General features: G+C 40.9%; 22 protein-coding genes, 3 pseudogenes and 1 riboswitch. Of the genes and pseudogenes, 11 read left to right on the top strand and 14 right to left on the bottom strand.

The genetic code is table 11. From position 1 onward, the window contains the following. Positions 1-170 precede the first annotated feature (170 nt). The 3 genes from Xinn_RS02565 to ftnA form a co-directional block, all read right to left on the bottom strand. Positions 171-1,163, bottom strand: coding sequence for a CopD family protein (locus Xinn_RS02565; RefSeq protein WP_086953423.1), 993 nt, complete (start codon positions 1,161-1,163; stop codon positions 171-173). Then, on the bottom strand, positions 1,163-1,549 hold the full coding sequence (gene yobA, locus Xinn_RS02560; RefSeq protein WP_086953424.1) for a CopC domain-containing protein YobA: 387 nt from the start codon (positions 1,547-1,549) through the stop codon (positions 1,163-1,165). Before yobA ends, Xinn_RS02565 begins: the two co-directional genes overlap by 1 nt. A 224-nt stretch (positions 1,550-1,773) precedes the next feature. Further along, positions 1,774-2,286: a non-heme ferritin gene (gene ftnA / locus Xinn_RS02555; protein WP_086953425.1), complete on the bottom strand. Its 513-nt coding sequence runs from the start codon at positions 2,284-2,286 to the stop codon at positions 1,774-1,776. A gap of 374 nt (positions 2,287-2,660) precedes the next feature. Between ftnA and Xinn_RS02550 the strand changes: the two genes are divergently transcribed. Continuing rightward, the gene (locus Xinn_RS02550) at positions 2,661-2,891 is read left to right on the top strand and encodes a DNA polymerase III subunit theta (protein ID WP_086956433.1); all 231 of its coding nucleotides are present in this window, start codon (positions 2,661-2,663) and stop codon (positions 2,889-2,891) included. A gap of 71 nt (positions 2,892-2,962) precedes the next feature. Here the strand turns inward: Xinn_RS02550 and pip are convergent. From pip to Xinn_RS02535, 3 genes and pseudogenes are all read right to left on the bottom strand, one after another. Then, positions 2,963-3,916 (bottom strand): annotated as a pseudogene (gene pip / locus Xinn_RS02545) (prolyl aminopeptidase). Positions 3,917-4,169: 253 nt separating this feature from the next. Then, a complete protein-coding gene (gene yebF, locus Xinn_RS02540; RefSeq protein ID WP_086953426.1) occupies positions 4,170-4,547 on the bottom strand; it encodes a protein YebF in 378 nt (125 codons plus the stop codon). Between the two features lie 101 nt (positions 4,548-4,648). Next, the gene (locus tag Xinn_RS02535) at positions 4,649-4,831 is read right to left on the bottom strand and encodes a YoaH family protein (RefSeq protein WP_086953427.1); all 183 of its coding nucleotides are present in this window, start codon (positions 4,829-4,831) and stop codon (positions 4,649-4,651) included. Positions 4,832-4,998: 167 nt separating this feature from the next. Between Xinn_RS02535 and pabB the strand changes: the two genes are divergently transcribed. The 8 genes from pabB to mntP all read left to right on the top strand — a co-directional run bounded on the left by pabB (position 4,999) and on the right by mntP (position 13,219). After that, on the top strand, positions 4,999-6,369 hold the full coding sequence (gene pabB, locus Xinn_RS02530; protein WP_086953428.1) for an aminodeoxychorismate synthase component 1: 1,371 nt from the start codon (positions 4,999-5,001) through the stop codon (positions 6,367-6,369). Beyond that, complete coding sequence (locus tag Xinn_RS02525) at positions 6,366-6,935, top strand: CoA pyrophosphatase (protein ID WP_086953429.1); 570 nt, start codon at positions 6,366-6,368, stop codon at positions 6,933-6,935. The genes pabB and Xinn_RS02525 overlap by 4 nt, the downstream gene beginning before the upstream one ends. Positions 6,936-7,105: 170 nt before the next feature. After that, a complete protein-coding gene (locus tag Xinn_RS02520; RefSeq protein WP_086953430.1) occupies positions 7,106-8,470 on the top strand; it encodes an L-serine ammonia-lyase in 1,365 nt (454 codons plus the stop codon). A gap of 559 nt (positions 8,471-9,029) precedes the next feature. Next, positions 9,030-9,995: a PTS mannose transporter subunit IIAB gene (manX, locus tag Xinn_RS02515; protein WP_086953431.1), complete on the top strand. Its 966-nt coding sequence runs from the start codon at positions 9,030-9,032 to the stop codon at positions 9,993-9,995. A gap of 79 nt (positions 9,996-10,074) precedes the next feature. After that, a complete protein-coding gene (locus tag Xinn_RS02510; protein WP_086953432.1) occupies positions 10,075-10,872 on the top strand; it encodes a PTS mannose/fructose/sorbose transporter subunit IIC in 798 nt (265 codons plus the stop codon). Positions 10,873-10,885: 13 nt separating this feature from the next. Beyond that, complete coding sequence (locus Xinn_RS02505) at positions 10,886-11,743, top strand: PTS mannose transporter subunit IID (RefSeq protein ID WP_086953433.1); 858 nt, start codon at positions 10,886-10,888, stop codon at positions 11,741-11,743. A gap of 108 nt (positions 11,744-11,851) precedes the next feature. Further along, a complete protein-coding gene (locus tag Xinn_RS02500; RefSeq protein ID WP_086953434.1) occupies positions 11,852-12,310 on the top strand; it encodes a DUF986 family protein in 459 nt (152 codons plus the stop codon). Positions 12,311-12,452: 142 nt separating this feature from the next. Next, a riboswitch (yybP-ykoY riboswitch) is annotated at positions 12,453-12,628 on the top strand. 6 nt (positions 12,629-12,634) lie between these two features. Continuing rightward, positions 12,635-13,219 carry a manganese efflux pump MntP gene (gene mntP, locus Xinn_RS02495; RefSeq protein WP_143706503.1) on the top strand — a complete coding sequence of 195 codons (585 nt, stop codon included), beginning with the start codon at positions 12,635-12,637 and terminating at the stop codon, positions 13,217-13,219. Positions 13,220-13,279: 60 nt separating this feature from the next. Here the strand turns inward: mntP and rlmA are convergent, their stop codons facing one another. Next, complete coding sequence (rlmA, locus tag Xinn_RS02490; protein ID WP_086953436.1) at positions 13,280-14,095, bottom strand: 23S rRNA (guanine(745)-N(1))-methyltransferase; 816 nt, start codon at positions 14,093-14,095, stop codon at positions 13,280-13,282. A gap of 151 nt (positions 14,096-14,246) precedes the next feature. Here rlmA and Xinn_RS02485 point away from each other — a divergent pair, with 151 nt between their 5' ends. Beyond that, positions 14,247-14,816, top strand: a complete 570-nt coding sequence (locus Xinn_RS02485; protein WP_086953437.1) for a GNAT family N-acetyltransferase — start codon at positions 14,247-14,249, stop codon at positions 14,814-14,816. Here Xinn_RS02485 and uhpC read toward each other — a convergent pair. The 6 genes and pseudogenes from uhpC to Xinn_RS22610 form a co-directional block, all read right to left on the bottom strand. Beyond that, entirely contained in the window at positions 14,813-16,141 is a 1,329-nt protein-coding gene (uhpC, locus tag Xinn_RS02480; RefSeq protein WP_086953438.1) for an MFS transporter family glucose-6-phosphate receptor UhpC, read from the bottom strand. The genes Xinn_RS02485 and uhpC overlap by 4 nt on opposite strands. A gap of 9 nt (positions 16,142-16,150) precedes the next feature. Continuing rightward, positions 16,151-17,683 (bottom strand): signal transduction histidine-protein kinase/phosphatase UhpB, encoded by a 1,533-nt coding sequence (gene uhpB, locus Xinn_RS02475; RefSeq protein ID WP_086953439.1) that lies wholly within the window; start codon positions 17,681-17,683, stop codon positions 16,151-16,153. Next, a complete protein-coding gene (uhpA, locus tag Xinn_RS02470; protein ID WP_086956434.1) occupies positions 17,683-18,291 on the bottom strand; it encodes a response regulator transcription factor UhpA in 609 nt (202 codons plus the stop codon). The genes uhpB and uhpA overlap by 1 nt, the downstream gene beginning before the upstream one ends. A 143-nt stretch (positions 18,292-18,434) precedes the next feature. Continuing rightward, entirely contained in the window at positions 18,435-19,820 is a 1,386-nt protein-coding gene (uhpT, locus tag Xinn_RS02465) for a hexose-6-phosphate:phosphate antiporter (protein WP_086953440.1), read from the bottom strand. Between the two features lie 263 nt (positions 19,821-20,083). After that, positions 20,084-20,167, bottom strand: a pseudogene (locus Xinn_RS23375) (IS630 transposase-related protein); the annotation flags it as partial. 59 nt (positions 20,168-20,226) lie between these two features. Further along, a pseudogene (locus Xinn_RS22610) lies at positions 20,227-20,313 on the bottom strand (hypothetical protein); the annotation flags it as partial. Between the two features lie 272 nt (positions 20,314-20,585). Between Xinn_RS22610 and Xinn_RS22385 the strand changes: the two are divergent. Next, entirely contained in the window at positions 20,586-20,804 is a 219-nt protein-coding gene (locus Xinn_RS22385; RefSeq protein WP_143706504.1) for a hypothetical protein, read from the top strand. On the opposite strand, the gene Xinn_RS02460 is transcribed toward Xinn_RS22385, so the two are convergent. Next, a complete protein-coding gene (locus Xinn_RS02460; RefSeq protein ID WP_099137597.1) occupies positions 20,801-21,082 on the bottom strand; it encodes a lysis system i-spanin subunit Rz in 282 nt (93 codons plus the stop codon). The genes Xinn_RS22385 and Xinn_RS02460 overlap by 4 nt on opposite strands. Positions 21,083-21,339 lie beyond the last annotated feature (257 nt).

Below are 21,339 nucleotides of genomic sequence, written 5' to 3'. Positions count from 1 at the left end.
GCCCTTTTTCCTGTTTATATAGCTAAGACTACATTCATTACCATAAGCAATACACTTAACTGCATCATTCAGGTAAAGGAATAGTAGCGCAGAAACTCTGCGCTTATGTGCGTAGATTGAAAAAGTGACACTACTGACCAAAATCATTGGCCCACATCAATCCATAAGGATCACACAGGAGGTTCTGTTGCAAAAATAGCAACACATAGTAAGGCTGCTGTACCCAGAATGATTTCCAGCCAGCTGTTAATCATTAATAATTCATAGCGTCCTTTTTGCTTTAATTTAGGCACCAGAATATAGCGATTGACTAAAGCTAAAATAACCATACCTGTAACAAGTATAATTTTCAGCCATAGCATGGACTGATATTCGGAAACCGGAACAGCAAAGAATGGCCAGCCCGGAATTAAAATGACGCTACTGACAATGCCAGTGACGATCACCAGAAAAACGGCCAGATGCCCATAATTAGAAAATCGTCTCATTGCAGCAACACTTTCATCATATAGGCTCTTTGCTATGTTCCCGCTATTCACCTTATCAGGATTATCCACCTTTTCAGAAGTTGAATTCAAAACGCGGGTACTTTTCAGTTGTAAGAACTGCAGACACAGCAAAAACGGCCATAATCCGCCAAACCAATAACCTGCACTGAGCAAATGGATAACCTGATTCAACTGCAACAGTTGACCAAGCTCCCCTTCATACATAGCAGCATGCCCAATGAACGCATGGCTTGAAAGTAAAATAACGGAACAGCCTAATAATAAGAAATGCGTTGTCTGAGAGGCATTGGTATTAGTACATAAGGCATTATTACGTAAAAAAAGTATTACTCCCACAGCGAGCATTGCAATCAGTAATTGCCACTGCCATACCTTGCCAAAAGCAGTTCCTAATACTGCCTGCCATATTTCAGGCTGGTAAACATCGTGCCACCCATCACCCATCAGCCCGGCCTGTACAATAAACCAGACGATTGAAGTCATGAAAGCCGCTACCGTACTAATACTTAAAGCGGCCTTCAGCCGTTTTCTAATTAATACTGAAAGATGGTCTGACGTGAGTAAAGTAATACACAGGCTAAGCCCGAACATTAGCATTACAGTCACAAAATGGAAGAAACGGCAAAGTATGTATAATGCCTCGAGTGAAATCATTATCTTACAGTAAAGTTATAAACACCTTTTGTTTTATGACCATCAACTGATAGTACATTCCAGTCAACGCGATATTCTCCAGCAGGCAGTTTGGCTTCAACCGGCAGGATCAGTCTGGTTTTAGTTTCCGGATCAAGCTCCAGTTTTCCGGTTTTAATCTCTTCTTTTTCCGGGCCAAATAATTTTACTTTGCTGAACCCAAGTTCAATACGCTCCGAAAAACTCAGTGTTATAGCTTGTGGTGCAGCTTCAACCGTTGTGTTTTCAGCAGGAGTCTGATCTTTTAAGTGAGCATGGGCTAAAGCTTGTTGACAGGATATACCAACAAACAAAACCGCCAAGGCTGATAATTTAGTCCAGAATGAGCGGATGCTAAAAATAGTCATAAACTTATAACCTTTTAATATACAGATGAATTTTATAACTGGGGGGATTCTATATCAAAAGGTAGGTTTAATCTGTGGTGAAAGCCCGGACCTGTGAAGCACCACGCAAAAAATAACAATAGGAAATAAAACGGAAAAACCGTGACTCCTGCTTAAAATGGTCAAAAACAGGAAGCACGGCCAAAAGAGTCATCAGATACAGACTGATTTGTTATAAACTTTTCTTAAGCATGAGCTGCATGTGCAGGAACAGATAATCCTTTCAAATCCTTATCCAATAAGAATAAAGATTTACCGCTTTCACCTACCATGCCTAGTTTATCCAGAATAGATTTGAATAACTTCTCTTCTTCATGTTGTTCAGCCACATACCATTGTAAAAAGTTAAATGTAGAGTAATCCTGAGTTGTCATCGCCAAATGGGCCAGTTTATTAATCTCTTCAGTGATCAGCTTTTCATGCTCATAGGTTTGATTGAATACCTCAGAAATGGAATTAAATTCAACAGGAGGAGCCTGAATTGCACCCAGTACAGGCATTGCTCCGGTATCACCCAGATAATCAAATAAGCGTTGCATATGCTGCATTTCTTCTTGCGAATGGACTCTCAGAAATGCTGCCGCTCCTTCGTACCCTTTATCACTACACCATGCACTCATTTGCAGATATAAATTAGCAGAATAAAATTCCAGATTTAATTGCTCATTTAATTTCGTGATCATTTCTTGTTTCAACATTAGCCCAATCTCCTGATGATTAATTAACTGGAGCGTATTATGCCTATTAAAAATCAATAAAACAAAAATAAATTAAAATTTCATAACATAATGATAATAAAGTGTTTATATTTATTTTTCAATAAGAATAAATCTCATTAAATATAAGTAAATAATAATCAGTTTTATTTGATTAAATATTTATTCAGGAAAAACTAATTTAATAGAAATGATAATTGATATTATTAATATTTACTGGTTTGTTTTTTATTCAAAATAACGACTTGCTAAATGAACGAGACTCCATTAGTTTTATCTTCTAAGGATATCCTTATGGATTTCAATAGATGGCTTGAAAGACGAAAGGTATACATAGTTTTTTTGGAGATAACATGATAGAGCATAACTTAGCCAGACTATCAAAAGATGAGATGGATAAAATCAATACTGATTTAGCAGCATCAGGAGTTGCATTTAAAGAGCGCTATAATATGCCTGTCATTCCGGATAGTGTTGAGCAAACTCAGCCCCAACACCTGAGGGAGTATTTTCAGCAGCGGTTACGGCACTACCGCCAGCAATCAAGAGCTTTATCACGCTTACCTTACGAGCCGAAAAGCCGTTAAAGTCATTCGATAAAAACCATCGGGAAAATTTAACAAAAAGTAACCACTGCATGAGCGAGTGGTTACCCCACCTATTTTCCAATAAACTTATCCGTTGTCTTAATTAGTTGATGCATAATTCCCGGTTCATCAAAAGAGTGCCCCGCACCTTCAATGATATGCAGCTCAGCCTCTGGTCATGCTTTTGCCAGATCCCAGGCATTCTGTACCTGACAGGCCATATCATAGCGTCCATGAATAATGACCGCAGGAATATGCCTGATAGCATCAATATGATCTAATAGCTGATACGTCTCACCCATAAAACCGTTATTGATAAAATAATGATTTTCAATACGGGCAATTGCCAGCGCAAACTTCTCTTCTGCAAATGAATCAGCATGTTCAGAAGGTAACAGTGTGATAGTTTCACCTTCCCAAATACTCCATAATTGAGCGGCCTCCAACTGCACTGCCGGATCATCACTTGTCAGACGCTTGCTATAAGCACCTATCACATCCGCACGTTCTTCCTCCGAAAGAATGGATAACATACGCTCCCATTTTTCCGGAAAAAATCGTGACGCACCTTCCTGATAATACCACTGCAATTCCTGAGGCCGGAGTAGAAATATTCCCCTTAATACCAGTTCAGATACAGCATGAGGGTGTTTTTGGGCATAAACCAGAGATAATGTTGAACCCCATGAACCACCAAAAACCAGCCAATTATCAACTCCCATAATTGTGCGTAGACGTTCAAGATCATCTACTAAATGCCAGGTTGTATTATTCTCAAGGCTTGCATGAGGTTTAGATTTCCCACAGCCACGTTGGTCAAAGAGCATGACATGATAATGTTCAGGGTTGAATAGCTGCCGATGATAATGGGCTATTTCTCCGCCCGGCCCACCGTGGATAAATACCGCCGGTTTACCTTTGGGATTACCACACAATTCCCAGTAGATCTTATGCCCATCTCCGGTATCCAGATATCCGGTCTTATACGCATTATAAGCCGGATAAAGTTTCCGCAATTCCGTCATAAAGACCTCTCATTCATTAAATATCGCCACCGGGTCCCAAGTTGCCTCCGTCAGTAAACGTGTGACAAACTCATCAGATCAGATAAAGCGGGCTCTATTGAGAAGCAGGAGCCTTTCATTAACGCTATAAAACATAACCCATTATGTGGTTAAGAGATCACAACCAACAAAGAAACAACCTGAAAGAGGGAAGGTATAAAAAGGGATACCTCTCCAGTATCCCGACCATATGTGAAACTATCATGACATTTATCTACCGGATTTCACTATAACTGATAGTCTCTTTTTGACAATCAATTGTAACATTGTAGCTTTTGTCTTTTTTAGTTCCCCTGACAGTCAGCGGAACCTGTAATGCATCTTTATCATCGGTAATATCATTCACATTTACCCATGCTACGGGTTTTGCAGTACCTAATTGCTTCCTGTCTTTTTCCCAATGGTTGAGGCGATTTTGCAGAAAATCCTGCTTAACTTGTGCCGCTATTTGATCTTTAGTCAGATTTTTGCAGGAAACAAATTTAGCAACATGGTCATTTTCAGCAGCTGATACAGTAGTTGCAAACGAAAAAGAAAGTGCAACGGCCATACTCAATAACCCTGCACGATGAATGAATTGTTTTATCTTCATGTTAACTCCTATTACCATCCAAATAGTGTGGATTAAATGTTAGGTTAAACTAACATGTAATAGAAGGTAATTATGTGAGTTTTGTTAAAAATGCGTTGCCACTATTTTACGTCATCCTCAAATAAAACATGGATCTGCTCTTTATTCTGATGTTTTTCCCGTAGTTCCTGAGCCACAATAGCGATTGCTTCCCCACTACTCATCCCTTCCGAAATGAATTGATGGATCTTTTCTACAGCAACCTGCTGCTCTTCATGAGACAGCGCTGGCATACCTGAAAACATAGAGTTTCCCTCATATATACAATAATAATTGGTGGTAATGATTGTGATTATATACACAATCAATCTTAAGTTACTGTCTGACAGCAAGTGAACAGGTGTACCATTCTATGATAATCTCCGCCAATTAATCAGTTATTTTTGAATTGCCCTGCCAATACGGGTTCACCATGAAGATTGCATTACAAAAACGCCAATTACCTTATTCCCCTGATCTTGCTGCCAGCTATTTTGCGCCTCTTTCTACTTCTCCCTGGGCAATGCTGTTACACTCAGGAGCCGCTCAACATTCACATAATCGCTTCGATATTATTGTCGCTGAGCCTGTTATCACTCTTGTAACACAGGGAAACTCTACGGAGATCAAAAACCATGATACCGTCTGCCATTCACATGAAGATCCCTTTTTTTTACTGAAAAAGTACCTTCACGGCTGCAATATTACCCCTCAATTTGATCCCGACCTGCCATTTCAGGGTGGAGCATTGGGAATATGGGGGTATGATCTTGGTCGATGGACTGAAAAATTACCCGCTACAACCATTAATGAACTGAATTTCCCGGACATGGCAATCGGGATCTACGATTGGTGTCTTATCGTTGACCACCACCAGCAAAAAGTAACTTTACTGAGTTATCACGATATTGATACTCGTTTGGCATGGCTGGAAGCACACTCCCAACACAGTAAAACAAATTTTGCCCTCACCAGTGCATGGCAGTCCAACATGAGTGAACAGCAATATCATGAAAAAATTGCTCAGATTCACCGTTATCTACGTAATGGCGATTGCTATCAGGTTAATCTGTCACAACGTTTTCACGCCGATTATCAGGGCGATGAATGGCAGGCTTTCAGGCAATTAAATGAATCTAATCGTGCTCCTTTCTCAGCTTTCATTCGTTTACCTGAAAATTGCGTTATCAGTGTCTCCCCCGAACGATTTTTATTACTGGAAGAGAATAAAATTCAGACCCGACCGATCAAAGGTACATTGCCACGAGAACAAGATCCGGAAAAAGATCGATTACAGGCTGAAAAATTAGCCAACTCGCGGAAAGACCGTGCTGAAAATCTGATGATCGTTGATCTACTCAGAAATGATATCGGGCGTGTGGCTGCGGCTGGCTCAGTCAAAGTCCCTGAATTATTCGTTGTTGAACCTTTTCCGGCAGTTCATCACCTCGTCAGTACTATTACTGCAACATTACCGGATAAATATCACGCAACGGATTTACTGCGAGCCTGTTTCCCCGGAGGTTCTATTACTGGCGCGCCAAAAATCCGGGCTATGGAAATTATTGAAGAATTAGAACCGCATCGCAGACATGGATACTGTGGCGCTATCGGCTATATTAGTTTCTGCGGTACAATGGACAGTAATATTACTATACGCACTCTATTGACAGAAAAAGGAAAAATGTACTGTTGGGCGGGTGGTGGTATTGTTGCTGACAGCACTGCGGAAAAAGAGTATCAGGAAACATTTGATAAACTTGCACATATCTTGCCGAAATTAAGGGAACTTCATATATCATGACATCTCTTTCTGATTTTATTCATCGGTTTCAACTGCAACTACCTGTACAACCCGGGCACTCGGCCAACAATCAGCGAAATGCAGCTGTATTACTGCCGATTATTGGTAAGCCGGAGCCAACACTTTTACTCACCCAACGAGCGCGGCACCTGCGTTCACATGCAGGGCAGATTGCTTTTCCCGGTGGTGCGGCAGACCCGGAAGACCATTCACTGGCTGCCACCGCGCTACGTGAAGCTGAAGAAGAGGTCAATATTCCGCATCATCAGGTACAGGTTCTGGGGCAATTGGCCCCGATGGAAAGCAGCAGCGGGTATCATGTCACCCCTGTTGTCGGATTGATTTCGCCTCCCTTCTCTTTTCAGGCCAATCCAACTGAAGTGGACAATTTTTTCGAAATCCCGCTTTTTGATGCCCTCTCTCTTCCCAATTATCAGTATTTGGATGTTAAAAAGCATAACCGCCAACATCGGATCTACTTTTATTGGTATCGCGGGCAAATGATTTGGGGATTAACTGCCGCGATTATTTATCGGCTGGCTCAGCAAGTTCAAAAATTACACTAAAAATAACTATGGACAAACATTATTTGCACATTTATTGTCCGAAATCATACCAATAACTATTATAATTAAAAAAAAACTGTAAACTCCTTTATCAACACCACTAAATAACAGTAAAGTAACGCGCTTTATTATAAATATACTATATCTCTTTCTTCTTTAAGGAGTCTGGCGTGATTAGCGTTTTCGACATGTTTAAGGTGGGTATCGGCCCATCCAGCTCTCATACTGTTGGTCCTATGAAAGCAGGAAAACAATTTGTCGATGATCTTGTAAACCAGGGGCTTATGTCCTCTATCACGCGTGTAGCTGTTGATGTATACGGCTCACTTTCATTAACCGGGAAAGGTCATCATACGGATATCGCCATTATCATGGGGTTGGCCGGTAATATGCCTGCAACTGTTGATATTGATTCAATCCCTGGTTTTATTCGTGATGTTGAGCAAACTCAACGTTTGCCGCTGGCAAATGGTTTACATATAGTCGATTTTCCTCGCGACGGAGGCATGAATTTCCGCAGCGACAACCTTTCATTACATGAAAATGGCATGCAAATTCATGCATTTGCAGGTGACGAAAATGTTTACAGTAAGACCTACTATTCTATCGGTGGTGGTTTTATTGTTGATGAAGAACATTTCGGCAAGCCATCTCAGAATACAAAACCTGTTTCTTATCCGTTCAGCTCTGCTGCTGAATTGCTGATGAATTGCAGCAAAACGGGCCTGTCTCTTTCCGGCCTGATGATGAAAAACGAGCTGGATCTACATAGCAAAGAAGAAATTGCGGAATACTTTGCAGATGTATGGGATACCATGCAGGCCTGTATTGAACGAGGTCTGAATACAGAAGGCGTCTTACCCGGCCCTCTGCGTGTACCCCGCCGTGCGGCAGCTCTGCATCGTATGCTGACATCATCAAATAAGCTTTCTAATGATCCGATGAACGTTGTTGATCTGATCAACATGTTCGCTTTAGCAGTCAATGAAGAAAATGCTGCTGGAGGCCGTGTTGTCACAGCACCAACCAATGGCGCATGTGGGATCGTTCCGGCAGTACTGGCTTATTACAACCACTGTATCGAACCAGTCACGCCTGAGCTGTACACACGTTACTTCCTTGCTTCAGGTGCAATCGGTATTCTGTATAAGATGAATGCATCTATCTCTGGTGCAGAAGTTGGCTGTCAGGGAGAAGTTGGGGTTGCCTGTTCAATGGCAGCAGCGGGTATTGCTGAATTGCTCGGTGCCAGCCCTGAGCAAGTGTGCATTGCCGCTGAGATCGGCATGGAACACAACCTTGGTTTAACTTGTGACCCGGTAGCGGGACAAGTACAGGTTCCATGTATCGAACGTAATGCAATCGCTTCAGTCAAAGCGATCAATGCTGCTCGTATGGCATTACGCCGCACCAGTGAACCACGAGTTTCACTTGATAAGGTCATTGAAACTATGTACGAAACAGGTAAAGACATGAATGCCAAATATCGTGAAACATCACGTGGTGGTCTGGCCATAAAAGTACAGTGTGACTAATCAAATCGGTTATTTATCAATACGACATAAGGAAAATATCTAACCTTTTTCAAGTTCATATTTGTCTTATCCGGAAAAAATCCCTGCTATACAGTAGGGATTTTTTTTGGCTGAAACGGATCAATTAAGTACGTTTTTCCTCTTTTCAATCTAAAACATCACTTTCTTTTTATTTAAAGATTAACAAAATGTTACCGGAAACAGATTAAAAATCCATAAAATTAAAAATAATAGATACATCTTCTTTTTATTTGCCAAATATAAAAACCAAGTATCGTTTTTACCTGTCAAAACAGTTTGAATTAATTTTTCTGACTGATAGCAATTTTCTTGAATGATTCCAATGATAATCTAATGACATATTTTCTTATGTAACAAAATATAGACCATAAGAAATGAAATAATTGGGATGGATCCTCAATAAAACATAATGTTTGTAACTATCATGTTTGTTAATAGAACTATTATGTTTATTAATCGGTAGTAAAACAGGTTGGAAGTATTGAGCATAAGCTTGCAATAAATCCGAGTTCGATTGTTACAGAAAGGGGGAAAATAAGTGAGTATAGCCATTATGATTGGCACCCACGGGGCAGCGGCAGAGCAATTGCTACGCACCACAGAGATGTTGATTGGGGAACAAGAAAACGTTTCTTATATTGACTTCGTGCCCGGTGAAAATGCCGATACGTTATTCGAGAAATACAATAAGAAACTGGAATCACTTGATACAACGCAAGGAGTCCTGTTTTTTGTTGATACCTGGGGTGGTAGCCCGTTTAACGCAGCAAACCGGATTGCTGTAGACAAAGAGGATTACGAAATCATTACTGGTGTAAATGTACCCATGCTGGTTGAAGCCTTCATGTGCCGTGATGATGACCCATCGATGAAAGAATTAGTTGCTGTTGCCTTAGAAACAGGAAGAGAAGGCATTCGTACTCTTAAAACAGAGCCGGAAGAAGAAGCCAGTAAACCTGAACCAGCCAAACCAGAGGTTTCCGTTGCACCTCAGGTCAGCACTCCGGTTACGGGCGGTCATATGAAAATAGCACTGGCACGTATTGATGACCGTCTTATTCATGGTCAGGTTGCAACCCGCTGGACAAAAGAAACTAATGTAAAACGTATCATCGTCGTCAGTGATGAAGTTGCTCAGGATACTGTACGTTCTACTCTGTTAAAACAAGTTGCACCTCCCGGCGTTAGTGCTCATGTGGTTGATGTTGCGAAATGCATCCGTGTTTACAACAATCCCAAATATACCGATGAACGCGTTATGTTGTTATTCACTAATCCTACCGATGTGCTGCGTATTGTAGAAGGCGGAGTTTCGCTTGAGTCTGTCAATATTGGTGGTATGGCTTTCCGTCAGGGTAAAACCCAAATTAATAACGCCATCTCTGTTGATGCAACGGATATTACTGCTTTTGAAAAACTGAATTCGCTTGGTATAGAACTTGAAGCACGTAAAGTCTCTAGTGATACACGTTTAAATATGATGGATTTACTTAAAAAAGTTTAAAGAATAAAGATATTTTTTTACTCACTATTACTCAATAACAAAATTCTTACCAAATTATATTTGGTTACAGGAGAAAACAATGGAAATTACCGTTGTTCAAATTTTCTTGATATTCCTCGTTGCCTGTATCGCAGGTATGGGCTCCATTCTTGATGAGTTTCAGTTTCATCGCCCATTAATTGCCTGTACATTAATCGGTCTGATTCTTGGTGATGTCACAAAAGGCATTATCATTGGTGGCACACTGGAGTTAATCGCTCTCGGCTGGATGAATATCGGGGCGGCAATCGCTCCTGATGCAGCTTTGGCATCCATTATTTCCACCATTCTGGTTATTGCTGGTGGTCAGGAAGTTGGTGCCGGTATTGCGCTGGCGATCCCACTGGCGGCCGCTGGGCAGGTTCTCACTATCATCGTCCGTACTCTGACCGTTGGTTTCCAGCATGCAGCAGATAAAGCGGCTGAAAATGGTAATCTCCGGGCTATTACAGTGCTTCACATTTCTGCCCTTTTGCTACAGGCAATGCGTATTGCCTTACCCGCATTGGTTGTAGCGCTGTCAGTCGGTACCTCTGAAGTGCAATACATGCTGAATTCTATTCCGGAAGTTGTCACCACAGGTCTCGATATCGCTGGCGGCATGATAGTTGTCGTAGGTTACGCGATGGTGATTAATATGATGCGTGCCGGTCACCTGATGCCATTCTTCTATCTGGGTTTTGTCGTCGCGGCATATGTTCATAACCTCGTTATACTCGGTATCATCGGCGCTGTTATGGCTGTCCTATATATACAGCTCAGCCCTAAATACAACCAATCTCAGGCAGCCGCTCCTGCCGGTAATACTCCGAATAACCTTGATAACGAATTAGATTAAGAGGATGAAAGACATGTCAGATACAACAAACATAGGTCAGAAAAAACTGACAAAAAGCGATATCGGTGCTGTCTTCCTGCGTTCTAATCTATTTCAGGGTTCGTGGAACTTTGAACGTATGCAGGCTCTGGGTTTCTGTTTCTCAATGGTGCCCGCTATCCGACGCCTTTATCCGGAGAATACCGAAGAGCGTAAGCTGGCTATCAAACGGCATTTAGAATTCTTCAACACTCATCCTTATGTCGCAGCGCCTATTCTGGGTGTTACTCTGGCAATGGAAGAGCAAAAAGCTAACGGTGCTGATATCGATGCCGGTGCAATCAACGGAGTTAAAGTCGGCCTGATGGGACCATTAGCCGGTGTTGGTGATCCAATATTCTGGGGTACTGTACGCCCTGTTTTTGCCGCCCTTGGCGCTGGTATGGCCGTAACCGGTAACTGGATGGGGCCAGTCTTATTCTTCTTCCTGTTTAATCTGGTGCGTCTGTTAGTTCGTTATTATGGTGTCTCCTATGGTTACAGAAAAGGGATGGATATTGTTAAAGATATGGGGGGTGGGTTCCTGCAAAAAATAACAGAAGGTGCTTCAATTCTGGGATTATTTGTAATGGGAGCCTTGGTCACTAGCTGGACAAAAGTCAATATTCCGCTTGTTGTTTCCGAACTACCTGATCCTACAACGGGCGAAATGAAAGTATCAACCGTTCAGACTATTCTCGACCAGTTGCTACCCGGTATTGCTCCCCTACTGCTGACATTCGGCTGTATGTGGTTATTACGGAAAAAAGTAAACCCTCTTTGGATCATTATTGGCTTTTTTGTTCTCGGTATTATTGGTTATTACTTTGGCTTCCTTGGTAAAGCAAAGTAGTTTTTCCAAAAATTAATTGGCTAGCTGACTATATGGGAGAGGATGAATTCCCTCTCCCATTTATAATAATAGATTATAAGAACAGCTTAGGAGAATTCAGGAGTAAAAATGAATCTGAATGATATCATATTGATAGTTTTAATCTTATTAATGATCGCCTTTGCTATCTATGATGAATTTATTATCAATAGCCTCAAAGGTAAGACGCTGCTAAGCATAAAATTAAAAAGAAAACATCGGGTAGACGCTTTAATATTTATCATTTTAATTATTATTGTTATTTACAATAATATGACCTCACTGAGTGCATCTCTGACAACTTATTTATCATCATTTGTCATCTTGATGACAATATACCTTGGTTATATCCGCTCACCTAAACTTATCTTTAAAAAAGAAGGTTTTTATTATTCCAACCGTTTCTTTAATTATGCACAAATTAAAGCGATGAACTTATCTGAAGACGGCATCCTGATGATAGATTGTGAGGTCAACAAAATATATATTTCTGTAACAAAATTAGATGACCTTGAAAAAATTTATAAATTTCTACTGAATAATAAATAGCCTCCCTTCTTATATTAAATAAGGCTGTAAGATAACATCGGCCTTATTTTTCAGCACGAAGTAGATAATGATAATTGTTATCAACTAATTATTTGGAGTATTACAAAATATTTTTTGCCTTTCAGGCTAAATATGTTATCTTCCGTCCCAGTCATTGGGGAGTAGCCTGTTCCAGAATATCTCTGGAAAATTCGTATCAACATGCTCGTTTTAATAAAACGTGGTACGAATGCCGAATCGGTTGGCAAGACCATAGACATATATATCACCATTGGTTGGGGGTGATTTATATGTATATGGAACTACCCAGCCGAGGCTATTTTAATGAATTTCTATGCAACACTCATTCTTGCGCTAGCCCTCTCTATGGATGCGTTTGCTGCCGCAGTAAGTAAAGGAGCAGCCCTGCACCGTCCTCATTTACGTGAAGCAATTCGCACTGGCCTTATCTTTGGTGTTGTTGAAGCCTGTACACCTTTAATAGGCTGGGCTCTGGGAGTTTATGCCAGCCAGTATATTATGGAGTGGGATCATTGGGTGGCATTCACGCTATTATTTATTCTTGGCTGTCGGATGATGAGAGAAAGTTTCAAACGGCCCTCTGAAGCCACTATAGAATCCACTACTCCGTGCCGTCATGGCTCATTAACATTAATATTTACAGCTATTGCAACCAGTCTGGATGCAATGGCAATTGGTATTGGACTCGCTTTTTTACAAATTGATATATTGCCCACAGCGATGACTATCGGGCTAATGACGATGATCATGGCGACTTTGGGAATGCTTATCGGGCGTTATATCGGAACATTATTAGGTAAACGGGCAGAATTTATTGGTGGATTAGTGTTAATTGCTATTGGTTTCAATATATTATTTGAACATCTCAAATTATTTATGTATGCCTGATGTTATTGATAATATAAATGAGTTCCCCGCCATAAATAGCGGGGAATGGGCCGCCAAAAATTAAATATGGCGGTAAACCTTTAACGTGAAATCAGCTTCACAATTAAATAATTCCTGAACCACCAAACGGCTTTTAGCATCCTCTGACGCTTTCCAGGCAAATGGAGTCATCTGTAATAAATTATAAGCCTGTTTGCCATCAAGCTGCATTTCATAAGCCAGCGTCTCTTCCGTCACCAATTCGTATCCTTCCAACTGCTCGGTATTTTCAGGATGTAAATGGACATCCTGATAAATCAATTCCTTCAGCTGATACAAATGACGTGGGCCGGGCGTCACAGTTAGGACAATCCCCCCTGATTTTACCACCCGAAATAACTCAGCCGCTTTACAGGGAGCATAAATCCGCAAAATACCATCAAGAGAAGCATCTCCAAACGGTAACCGATGACTGGAAGCCACACAAAAATGAACATCTGGATAACGTTTGGCTCCATAGCGGACAGCAATTTTTGCCACATCCAAACCATACACTGTTACAGGCTGCTTTAGGTTCAACGCCTTTTGTACCGCAGCAGTGTAATAACCTTCTCCACAACCAATATCCAGCAACATCCCGGCCTTTTCGGGTAAAAAACGTTCAAACAGTCCAATAACTTTTTGCTGTAAAGGCTGATAATGGCCTGCCTGTAAAAACGCCCTTCTTGCCTGCATCATCTCAGCACTATCACCCGGCTCTTTTGAACGTTTATGCTGAACCGGTAATAAATTCACATAACCTTCTTTTGCACAGTCAAATTGATGGTTACTTGCACAACGCCATTGATGGTGGGAAAACTGTAATGGAAAATGACATAAAGGACATTGATAAGACATAACATTCCGATGAGATAAAGAATAAATCAGAGGTGCACTATACCATGTTTCGGTTTAGCATGTTTTTATAAAACTTCAGATTGACTATCCCAATACTAAAGCTCATTATGCTTTTCACAATAAATTAACACTTGATTAAGTGATCGAAAACATGCCATTTGAAGATTTGGAAACTAACCGCCTCTTATTAAAAAAATTGGCTAATACCGATGCTGCTCACATTCAGCAAAAGTTTCCTCATTGGGACATCGTAAAATATTTAGACAGAAACGCCGTACCCTGGCCATATCCCGATAATGGCGGAGAATTTTTTGTCAATAACGTTGCCATACCTGCAATGCAGAACCAAGAAGTCTATATTTGGTCACTCAGACTAAAAACCAATCCTGATGAACTCATTGGCATCATCGGGCTGTATAATAAACAGGATAATAACCGCGGTTTCTGGCTCGCTCAGGAATACCACGGTTGCGGGTTAATGCGCGAAGCCTGTGAAAGAGTCACAAGCTATTGGTTTAATGAGTTAGGTCAGACTGCACTCAGGGTAGCCAAAGCTAAAGTCAATGAAAAATCGAGAAAAATTTCATTAGCTGAAGGTATGAAAGTCATCAGAACCGGGCAAAAAGAATACGTATCAGGTACGCATGATTGTGAATTATGGGAGTTAACCAGAGAAGAGTGGCTTAACCGGCAGATATCAGATCATAGTGAAAGCAGTTAATTCTGCTCCTTTTGCTGAGAAAACTGAGTCTGTAAAAAAGGCAGCAATAATAAACCAATCATGACAGCACACACAGAGATCGTAATAAACAACCCTGTCCAGTGGTAATTCTCTAAGATAATTGCAAAAGGGTAGCCCCCGAGAGCGGCTCCTGTATAGGCGAAAAGACCGACAAATCCCGTTGCTGCTCCGGCTGAGTCTTTATGCGAGCATTCCGCCGCTGCCATACCAATCAGTAACTGGGGGCCAAAAATGAAAAAACCTATAGAAAAAAACCCCAGTGATTGAAATACTAAATCGGTTACAGGCATCAACCATAGCGCAGCCACAGATAAGAAAATCCCAATTGAAAATATTAAATTGATAGGTCCTCGGTTACCACCAAATAACTTGTCAGAACCCCAGCCCGCAACCAGAGATCCCACAAGCCCTCCGACTTCAAAAAGCGACACAACAAAGTTTGCACTTACCAAATCATAATGATGATATTCAGTCAGATAAAGGTTTCCCCAATCGTTGATAACCGTGCGTACAATGTAAACCAGTACATAACTACAGGAAAGTAACCAGATATATTTATTCCTGAAAACATAATCCCTTAATATTTCTTTGGTACTTAATCCCTTCCCTTGATTTTCATGTTTTTTTTCCAAAAAATCATTTCGATACTGACCAATAGTTGGCAATCCCATTGAAGCCGGTTTATCACGTAATCGCCAGCACAACAGTATTCCGCCTAAAATCCCAAGACAGCCGGGCACAATGAAACCTTCTCGCCAGCTAAAATGCCACGTAACAAAACCGACAAAGAGTGCAACTAGTGCACTCCCAATATGATGAGATGTATTCCATAGCGACCACCAAAAACCACGCTCCGAACGAGAATACCATGTAGTGAGTAATTTAATACATGAAGGAGAAGCCCACCCCTGAAACCAGGCATTCAGTACCCATAAGCAGGTAAACATGACAATAGAGCTGGAGAGACCAAAGAAAATATTAATGATACCCGTCGCAATAAGCCCAATTCCCATGAAATAACGAGGATTAGAACGATCAGAAAGAATACCGGAGATAAATTTCGAGCAGCCATAGGTAATATAAAATAACGTACCAATCAGCCCAATTTCACCTTTATCAAGACCCAGATCACTAATCAGTGCTGGCATTGCATAATTAAAATTTTTGCGGGTGAAATAAAATAGCGCATAACCCACATACAAGCTCAACATTATGTGCAAACGCCAATAACGATATTGCTCTCTGATTTCTACAGCAGACAGATTATTTTGATTGATTCGTTTAGGCTGAGAAAAAACTGTCATAACCATTTCTTAAAGTTTAGGCAAAATGATCGATAAATCCGTACCAGAACGTTTAAATTCATTTTGCTGCTTCTCTCTATACTCACTATGAATTGAAAACTTACCACCGAGAGCCTGTACACGCTCACGCATACCACGTAAGCCAAATCCTTTCATATGATCTTCAGCTTTACAACCAATACCATTGTCTTTGATCAATAAACGGATCATTTCCTTAATGGAAAAATGGACTTTAATATAATCAGCCTGAGAATACTTTAATGCGTTATTCAATGCTTCCTGACAAAGGCGATATAATGTGGCTTTCGTTGCATCACTTAACTGCTCAATAACAGCATCGGAATCAATCTCCCAATTAATTTCTACTGATATACCGTGAGCTTCAAACTCCATATCCCGTAATAACTGTTCAATTGCTTCCTTAAGGCCAAAATCGTCCAGTACTTTAGGCCTGAGTCTGGTCAATAACATTTTGGTGGTATCATAAACATTCAAGGATAAGACTTCGATCGTTTTGGCACAATTAATAACCATCGGCGTTGCCTCAACGCGTTGAATAATATTAGCCTGTGTCCGGATTGCTGTAATATTCTGACCTATTTCGTCGTGTAACTCCCGGGCAATTTCCCGCCGAACTGATTCTTCTGCTTTCACTAACTGACGCGATAGACTGTGATTACGGGATAGCTCCCTCTTTAACTGCATATTCAGTTCACGCTGACGCTGTACAGCCATTCCAAGTATAATTCCTGTCAGAGTCTGAGTCAGAAGGGATAACAACAAATCCGTAATTTCCATATTGGAAACACCGCTACGCGCAGCAATTAAAGCAACACTATTCAGTAAAGTGCCAAGCAATGCTCCCTGCCAGCCATAGCGAAAAGCCAATAACATAATCGGAATAGCAAGACAGAATGGTGCAAAATAGCGCAGTTCGTTGGGTATCCAGATCTGAAGAAAAATATTCAATATAAATAGCAGACTGTAAAAAATGACTTGTTTCAGATTGAAGTGAATTTGATATGCAATAACATTGGCAGTCATCGGTAACCAGATATTCTGAAATAGATAGTGCCAAACCAAGTAACACAAAGGAACCAGCATCACCCCGCCGGTCAGACTAACCAAAAGTGCAATGGTTAAAGCCGGGTTATGATTGATGACGGATATCACATTAATAATTGCAGTGACAATAATGACAAGAGCCATAACAGCCAATCGTTGCCACTGATTACCCCGATAATAACGACAGGCAACCCAGACTATGGGAAGGCTTGCTATACTGGCAGTTAATACAGTCAGCCACTGAGGCTGCTTCATTAGTAAGGCCAGACCAATCGTGAGCAACCACTCTGTACCATATAATGTCGGCCAATATTTTTGAGGGAGATGTAAAGCAATGCCAAGGCGCAGCGCAAATGGAAAAAACAAGATAGCCAACTCTAAGTCATTGACAAAGTAATAAGCTATTACCCACAAACAGAACCACCAGCAAGAAAACAGTAACCCACCGCAAAAAGAGTTGATCAGGTATCGATACATTAGAGATCACTAGAGGCGAAATAATTAGCTAAGCCCACGTTATTTGTCACGCCCAATTTACTTATCGCATTAGCCCGATGAACATGGATTGTTTTATGACTCAGCCCTAATTCAGCTGCTACTGCTTTTACATCCATTCCTGTGGCAAGCATTTCCGCGATTTGCCTCTCTCTTTTCGTTAAGTGATCCAAAGATGCTGGATTACTTTTTGATGATGTCAGTTTAGGCACAATATCCGGTGAAAAATAAAAGCCATTATTCACTACAATACGTACTGCCTGTACTAATTCATCCGGGCTACAGCGCTTAGTGAGATAACCACGGGCTCCCGATTTCAGGGCTTTTTCCACCATATTGGCTGAATCGTGGACACTCAACATAATACAACTAATGCCGGAAGGAATATCCTGCAACAAAGATAACCCGCTTTCATCGGCCATTGAGATATCAAGGATACAGACCATTGCCCCTGAACCGGGTAGCCCATACCTTGCTTCAGCACATGAACTGAACTCACCGACAACCTCAATATCAGGCTCTAAGCTTAATAATTGAGCAAAACCAGAACGTACTACCACGTGGTCATCGACTAATGCTATTTTAATCATCGTTATTTCTTGCCAGATCAGGAAACCTGTATAAATTACTCTCATTAATATAGCTGTGCAATAGACTGAAAACGAGGCGCTTCTTTCAAAGACGCTACTGCGTATAAAACAGTAGCGCCAGAATGATGTTTAACAAGGTGTTACTATTTATTCCTATTGTTATTCCTATTGCTGCGGATTTTCCTCTCTTCAGCAATCGCAACAAATGCAAGTAATGTAATACAGATAACGGCAGAAGTATCAAGTGCAACAAAAGTGCCTTTCCAGCCTGTTAACCCAAAAATAGGCACTCCATCGGCAATCATACCCAAACCTAATTTAGCAAAGCTGTCACCGATTAAATAAGCAAATGTACCTTTAACACCATCCGCAACACTGATCGCTTTTTTCGGTACAAAACCAACAGCTGCTACACCAATCAATAATTGCGGCCCAAATACCAAAAATCCGAGTACAAACAAAGAGCCTAAATACATAAACTCGCTGGTTGCATGTTGGTAAAATTCAAGACTAACAATAATCAGGCCGAGTGAAACACAGGCAACGAGAGCACGGCGGCCATTTGCTAAATCCGACAAATATCCCCACATCAGCGTTCCGACTAACGCCCCAACTTCAAACATAGTAAAGCCAGAAATAGCCGTTTCTTTTGAATGCCCTAATTCCTGATATGCATATACTGTTGACCACTGATCGATGCCAATCCGCACGATATAGAGAAAAATATTGGCAAAACAAAGAAGCCAGATCACTTTGTTTTTCAGGATGTACTCAACAAAGATCTCCCACTTGGTCATTTGTTTTTCTTCTGCCGCAATATCTTCCTCGCTGATATCCTCACCAAATAACTCTTCCGCTTTACCCAGACCGTAACTTTCAGGTGAATCGCTTCCATAACGTAAACCGATAAAGCCAATGATCAGGGCAATGATGGAAGGGAAAATAAACATCCCGATGACATGGCCATCAAAGAAGTAATAGGAACCAAACAAAGCAACCCCTGCCGCACCTGCGCCACCAACATTATGTGACATATTCCAAAGCCCAAGATAGGTGCCTCGTTTACTGCGCGGAGTCCATTTGGTAATAGTGGAATAGCTTGCAGGCCCACCAATACTTTGGAAAAAACCACTCAATGCATAAAATGCCACCATCAAGAAAATACTAATACCAGAACTGCCCATACTCATACTAAAACCGAGCATAGCCAGACCGGATAAAATCAGCATAAATGGGAGAAATTGTTTAGTATTTTTTCCATCTGCATAATATGCAACTAACGTTTTGCCTACACCATAAGTGATAGAGAATCCCAGCCCTATCAACCCAAGCTGCGTCATTGACAAGCCATAAGTGGAAACCATATCGTTCTGGGCAATATTGAAATTCTTGCGCACCAGATACATAGCCATATAGCCAATAAAAACCACCAGATATGATTGCATAAAAGGCTTAAACCACATCTTACGGCGTACATCGACTGGAAGATCCAACGTCGGTTGGCGAACTTGTTCCAGAATTTTAATCATATGAAATCCTCAGATAACCACGACAAATAAGACCTTTTTAATGCAGGTGGAAATCAAAAAGGCGGCTCGCTAAAACGCGAATTTTTCGTAAGTATTGTTATTACTGAGATTCTAAGAAAGGAGTTAAAAATTAGCTTGAGCTATCGTCTTAGATAAACTAGGAAAATTTCCTAGTTTTCTCTTTATCTGGAGTAAAGCGTGAAAAGAGTCACAATCTCTCAAAGAGGCAGTTTGAGGCTTTTGAGCTTGGTGTCTGTCAGCAAGTGGGCGCTGGTTCGCTCGAATGTCAGCGAATGTTTGTCTTTGTATGTCAGGACTCTTTTTCGGAAATCGAGACTGTAACCCATCTCAATTCTGCCTGCCATTGGAATTTAGGTATTATGGAATATCATTATGATTCTGCTATATCTCTGATGCGTGATTCTCTGGCACGATGTAGCTCTCTCATCGCCTGCTGAATCTCTGTTCTTGGCTGGACAAAATGCATTGATGGCCATAATGCAATGGTAAAAACAAATAAACTGTGGGACGAATCACTCCACACTGTTTAAAGTGAAAGACAGTTGCTCATTCGCCACCACATCCGAGAATTGATGGCAGGGGTTATCGCTTTAACCACTCAAGGGAATTGGTAAAGAAATATTAGTTTTAGTTTCAAGCGTTAACTAATTGTTAAATATTATTCGCTTGTTGCTGAAGGGAAATGAGGTTATTAAACTATCGCTTTTTGTGATAATAACGTTGTAAAAGATATGGAGAGTAATTATGAAAAAATATCTTCTTCTTTGCATATTGGCAGGTTCAGCGACTTTAGCTCCAATGCTAACTTATGCTAATACTCCAAATACCTTATCGCATAGTTTTATAGGTGCTCTAACATCCACAGATGACAATGTAATACCAGTAATACCTGTAATACCTGTAATACCTGTAATACCTGTAATACCCATTCCAGTAATACCAGTTATTCCACCGACAAATTAACCAAATTGAACAGACCAATAAAACCCAGTAGGACGGTGTTTACCTACCGTCCTCTCATCACTCATAGGACAGGTGGCCTTGATGCGCTGCTTGCGATGACCAGCGGCAACATCAGCCCAAAGAGTCTCGATTTCAGTCTTGGTATGAGCGAGTTCCTGAATGTGAGGCTTGTCTAATTCTGCAAGGTGATTGATGCGCTCTTGCTGCTGATTATCCAGCTTACATAGACAGGATCTTAAGCAATAACCGTTTATTTTTAGATAGAAAAAAGGCCTCATTTATGATCTGATAATCGTCGCCAAACAATAAATCAAAACCACGGATGAAGCTTGTGATGATTATCGCTATAAAACACCAGTTAATGTAATTCTTCAATGAAGCTTCTCTGAAAAAGATTGCCTTTCGATGTGGATTTATTCAACGCGTGAGAAATATCGAACCTCATGTGTTTATCCTTAGCCTTATTACGGCACTTAGCTCGGGGAAAATCACCTCCATTGCCCAGTTGCATCAAAAAGTTAATGGCCTGTGCCCC

Origin of the sequence: Xenorhabdus innexi, from assembly GCF_002632485.1 — a bacterium.
Classification (GTDB): Bacteria; Pseudomonadota; Gammaproteobacteria; order Enterobacterales; family Enterobacteriaceae; genus Xenorhabdus; species Xenorhabdus innexi.
This window is presented reverse-complemented; position numbering and strand designations above follow the sequence as displayed.

Coding starts and splice junctions, on each gene's coding strand:
- Xinn_RS22385 (WP_143706504.1), top strand. CDS start 20,586: ATGAAAAAATATCTTCTTCTTTGCATATTGGCAGGTTCAGCGACTTTA.
- Xinn_RS02485 (WP_086953437.1), top strand. CDS start 14,247: ATGCCATTTGAAGATTTGGAAACTAACCGCCTCTTATTAAAAAAATTG.
- Xinn_RS02535 (WP_086953427.1), bottom strand. CDS start 4,831: ATGTTTTCAGGTATGCCAGCGCTGTCTCATGAAGAGCAGCAGGTTGCT.
- yebF (WP_086953426.1), bottom strand. CDS start 4,547: ATGAAGATAAAACAATTCATTCATCGTGCAGGGTTATTGAGTATGGCC.
- Xinn_RS02500 (WP_086953434.1), top strand. CDS start 11,852: ATGAATCTGAATGATATCATATTGATAGTTTTAATCTTATTAATGATC.
- Xinn_RS02565 (WP_086953423.1), bottom strand. CDS start 1,163: ATGATTTCACTCGAGGCATTATACATACTTTGCCGTTTCTTCCATTTT.
- rlmA (WP_086953436.1), bottom strand. CDS start 14,095: ATGTCTTATCAATGTCCTTTATGTCATTTTCCATTACAGTTTTCCCAC.
- Xinn_RS02505 (WP_086953433.1), top strand. CDS start 10,886: ATGTCAGATACAACAAACATAGGTCAGAAAAAACTGACAAAAAGCGAT.
- uhpC (WP_086953438.1), bottom strand. CDS start 16,141: ATGACAGTTTTTTCTCAGCCTAAACGAATCAATCAAAATAATCTGTCT.
- uhpA (WP_086956434.1), bottom strand. CDS start 18,291: ATGATTAAAATAGCATTAGTCGATGACCACGTGGTAGTACGTTCTGGT.
- ftnA (WP_086953425.1), bottom strand. CDS start 2,286: ATGTTGAAACAAGAAATGATCACGAAATTAAATGAGCAATTAAATCTG.
- Xinn_RS02510 (WP_086953432.1), top strand. CDS start 10,075: ATGGAAATTACCGTTGTTCAAATTTTCTTGATATTCCTCGTTGCCTGT.
- mntP (WP_143706503.1), top strand. CDS start 12,635: ATGAATTTCTATGCAACACTCATTCTTGCGCTAGCCCTCTCTATGGAT.
- yobA (WP_086953424.1), bottom strand. CDS start 1,549: ATGACTATTTTTAGCATCCGCTCATTCTGGACTAAATTATCAGCCTTG.
- uhpT (WP_086953440.1), bottom strand. CDS start 19,820: ATGATTAAAATTCTGGAACAAGTTCGCCAACCGACGTTGGATCTTCCA.
- Xinn_RS02460 (WP_099137597.1), bottom strand. CDS start 21,082: ATGAGGCCTTTTTTCTATCTAAAAATAAACGGTTATTGCTTAAGATCC.
- pabB (WP_086953428.1), top strand. CDS start 4,999: ATGAAGATTGCATTACAAAAACGCCAATTACCTTATTCCCCTGATCTT.
- Xinn_RS02525 (WP_086953429.1), top strand. CDS start 6,366: ATGACATCTCTTTCTGATTTTATTCATCGGTTTCAACTGCAACTACCT.
- uhpB (WP_086953439.1), bottom strand. CDS start 17,683: ATGTATCGATACCTGATCAACTCTTTTTGCGGTGGGTTACTGTTTTCT.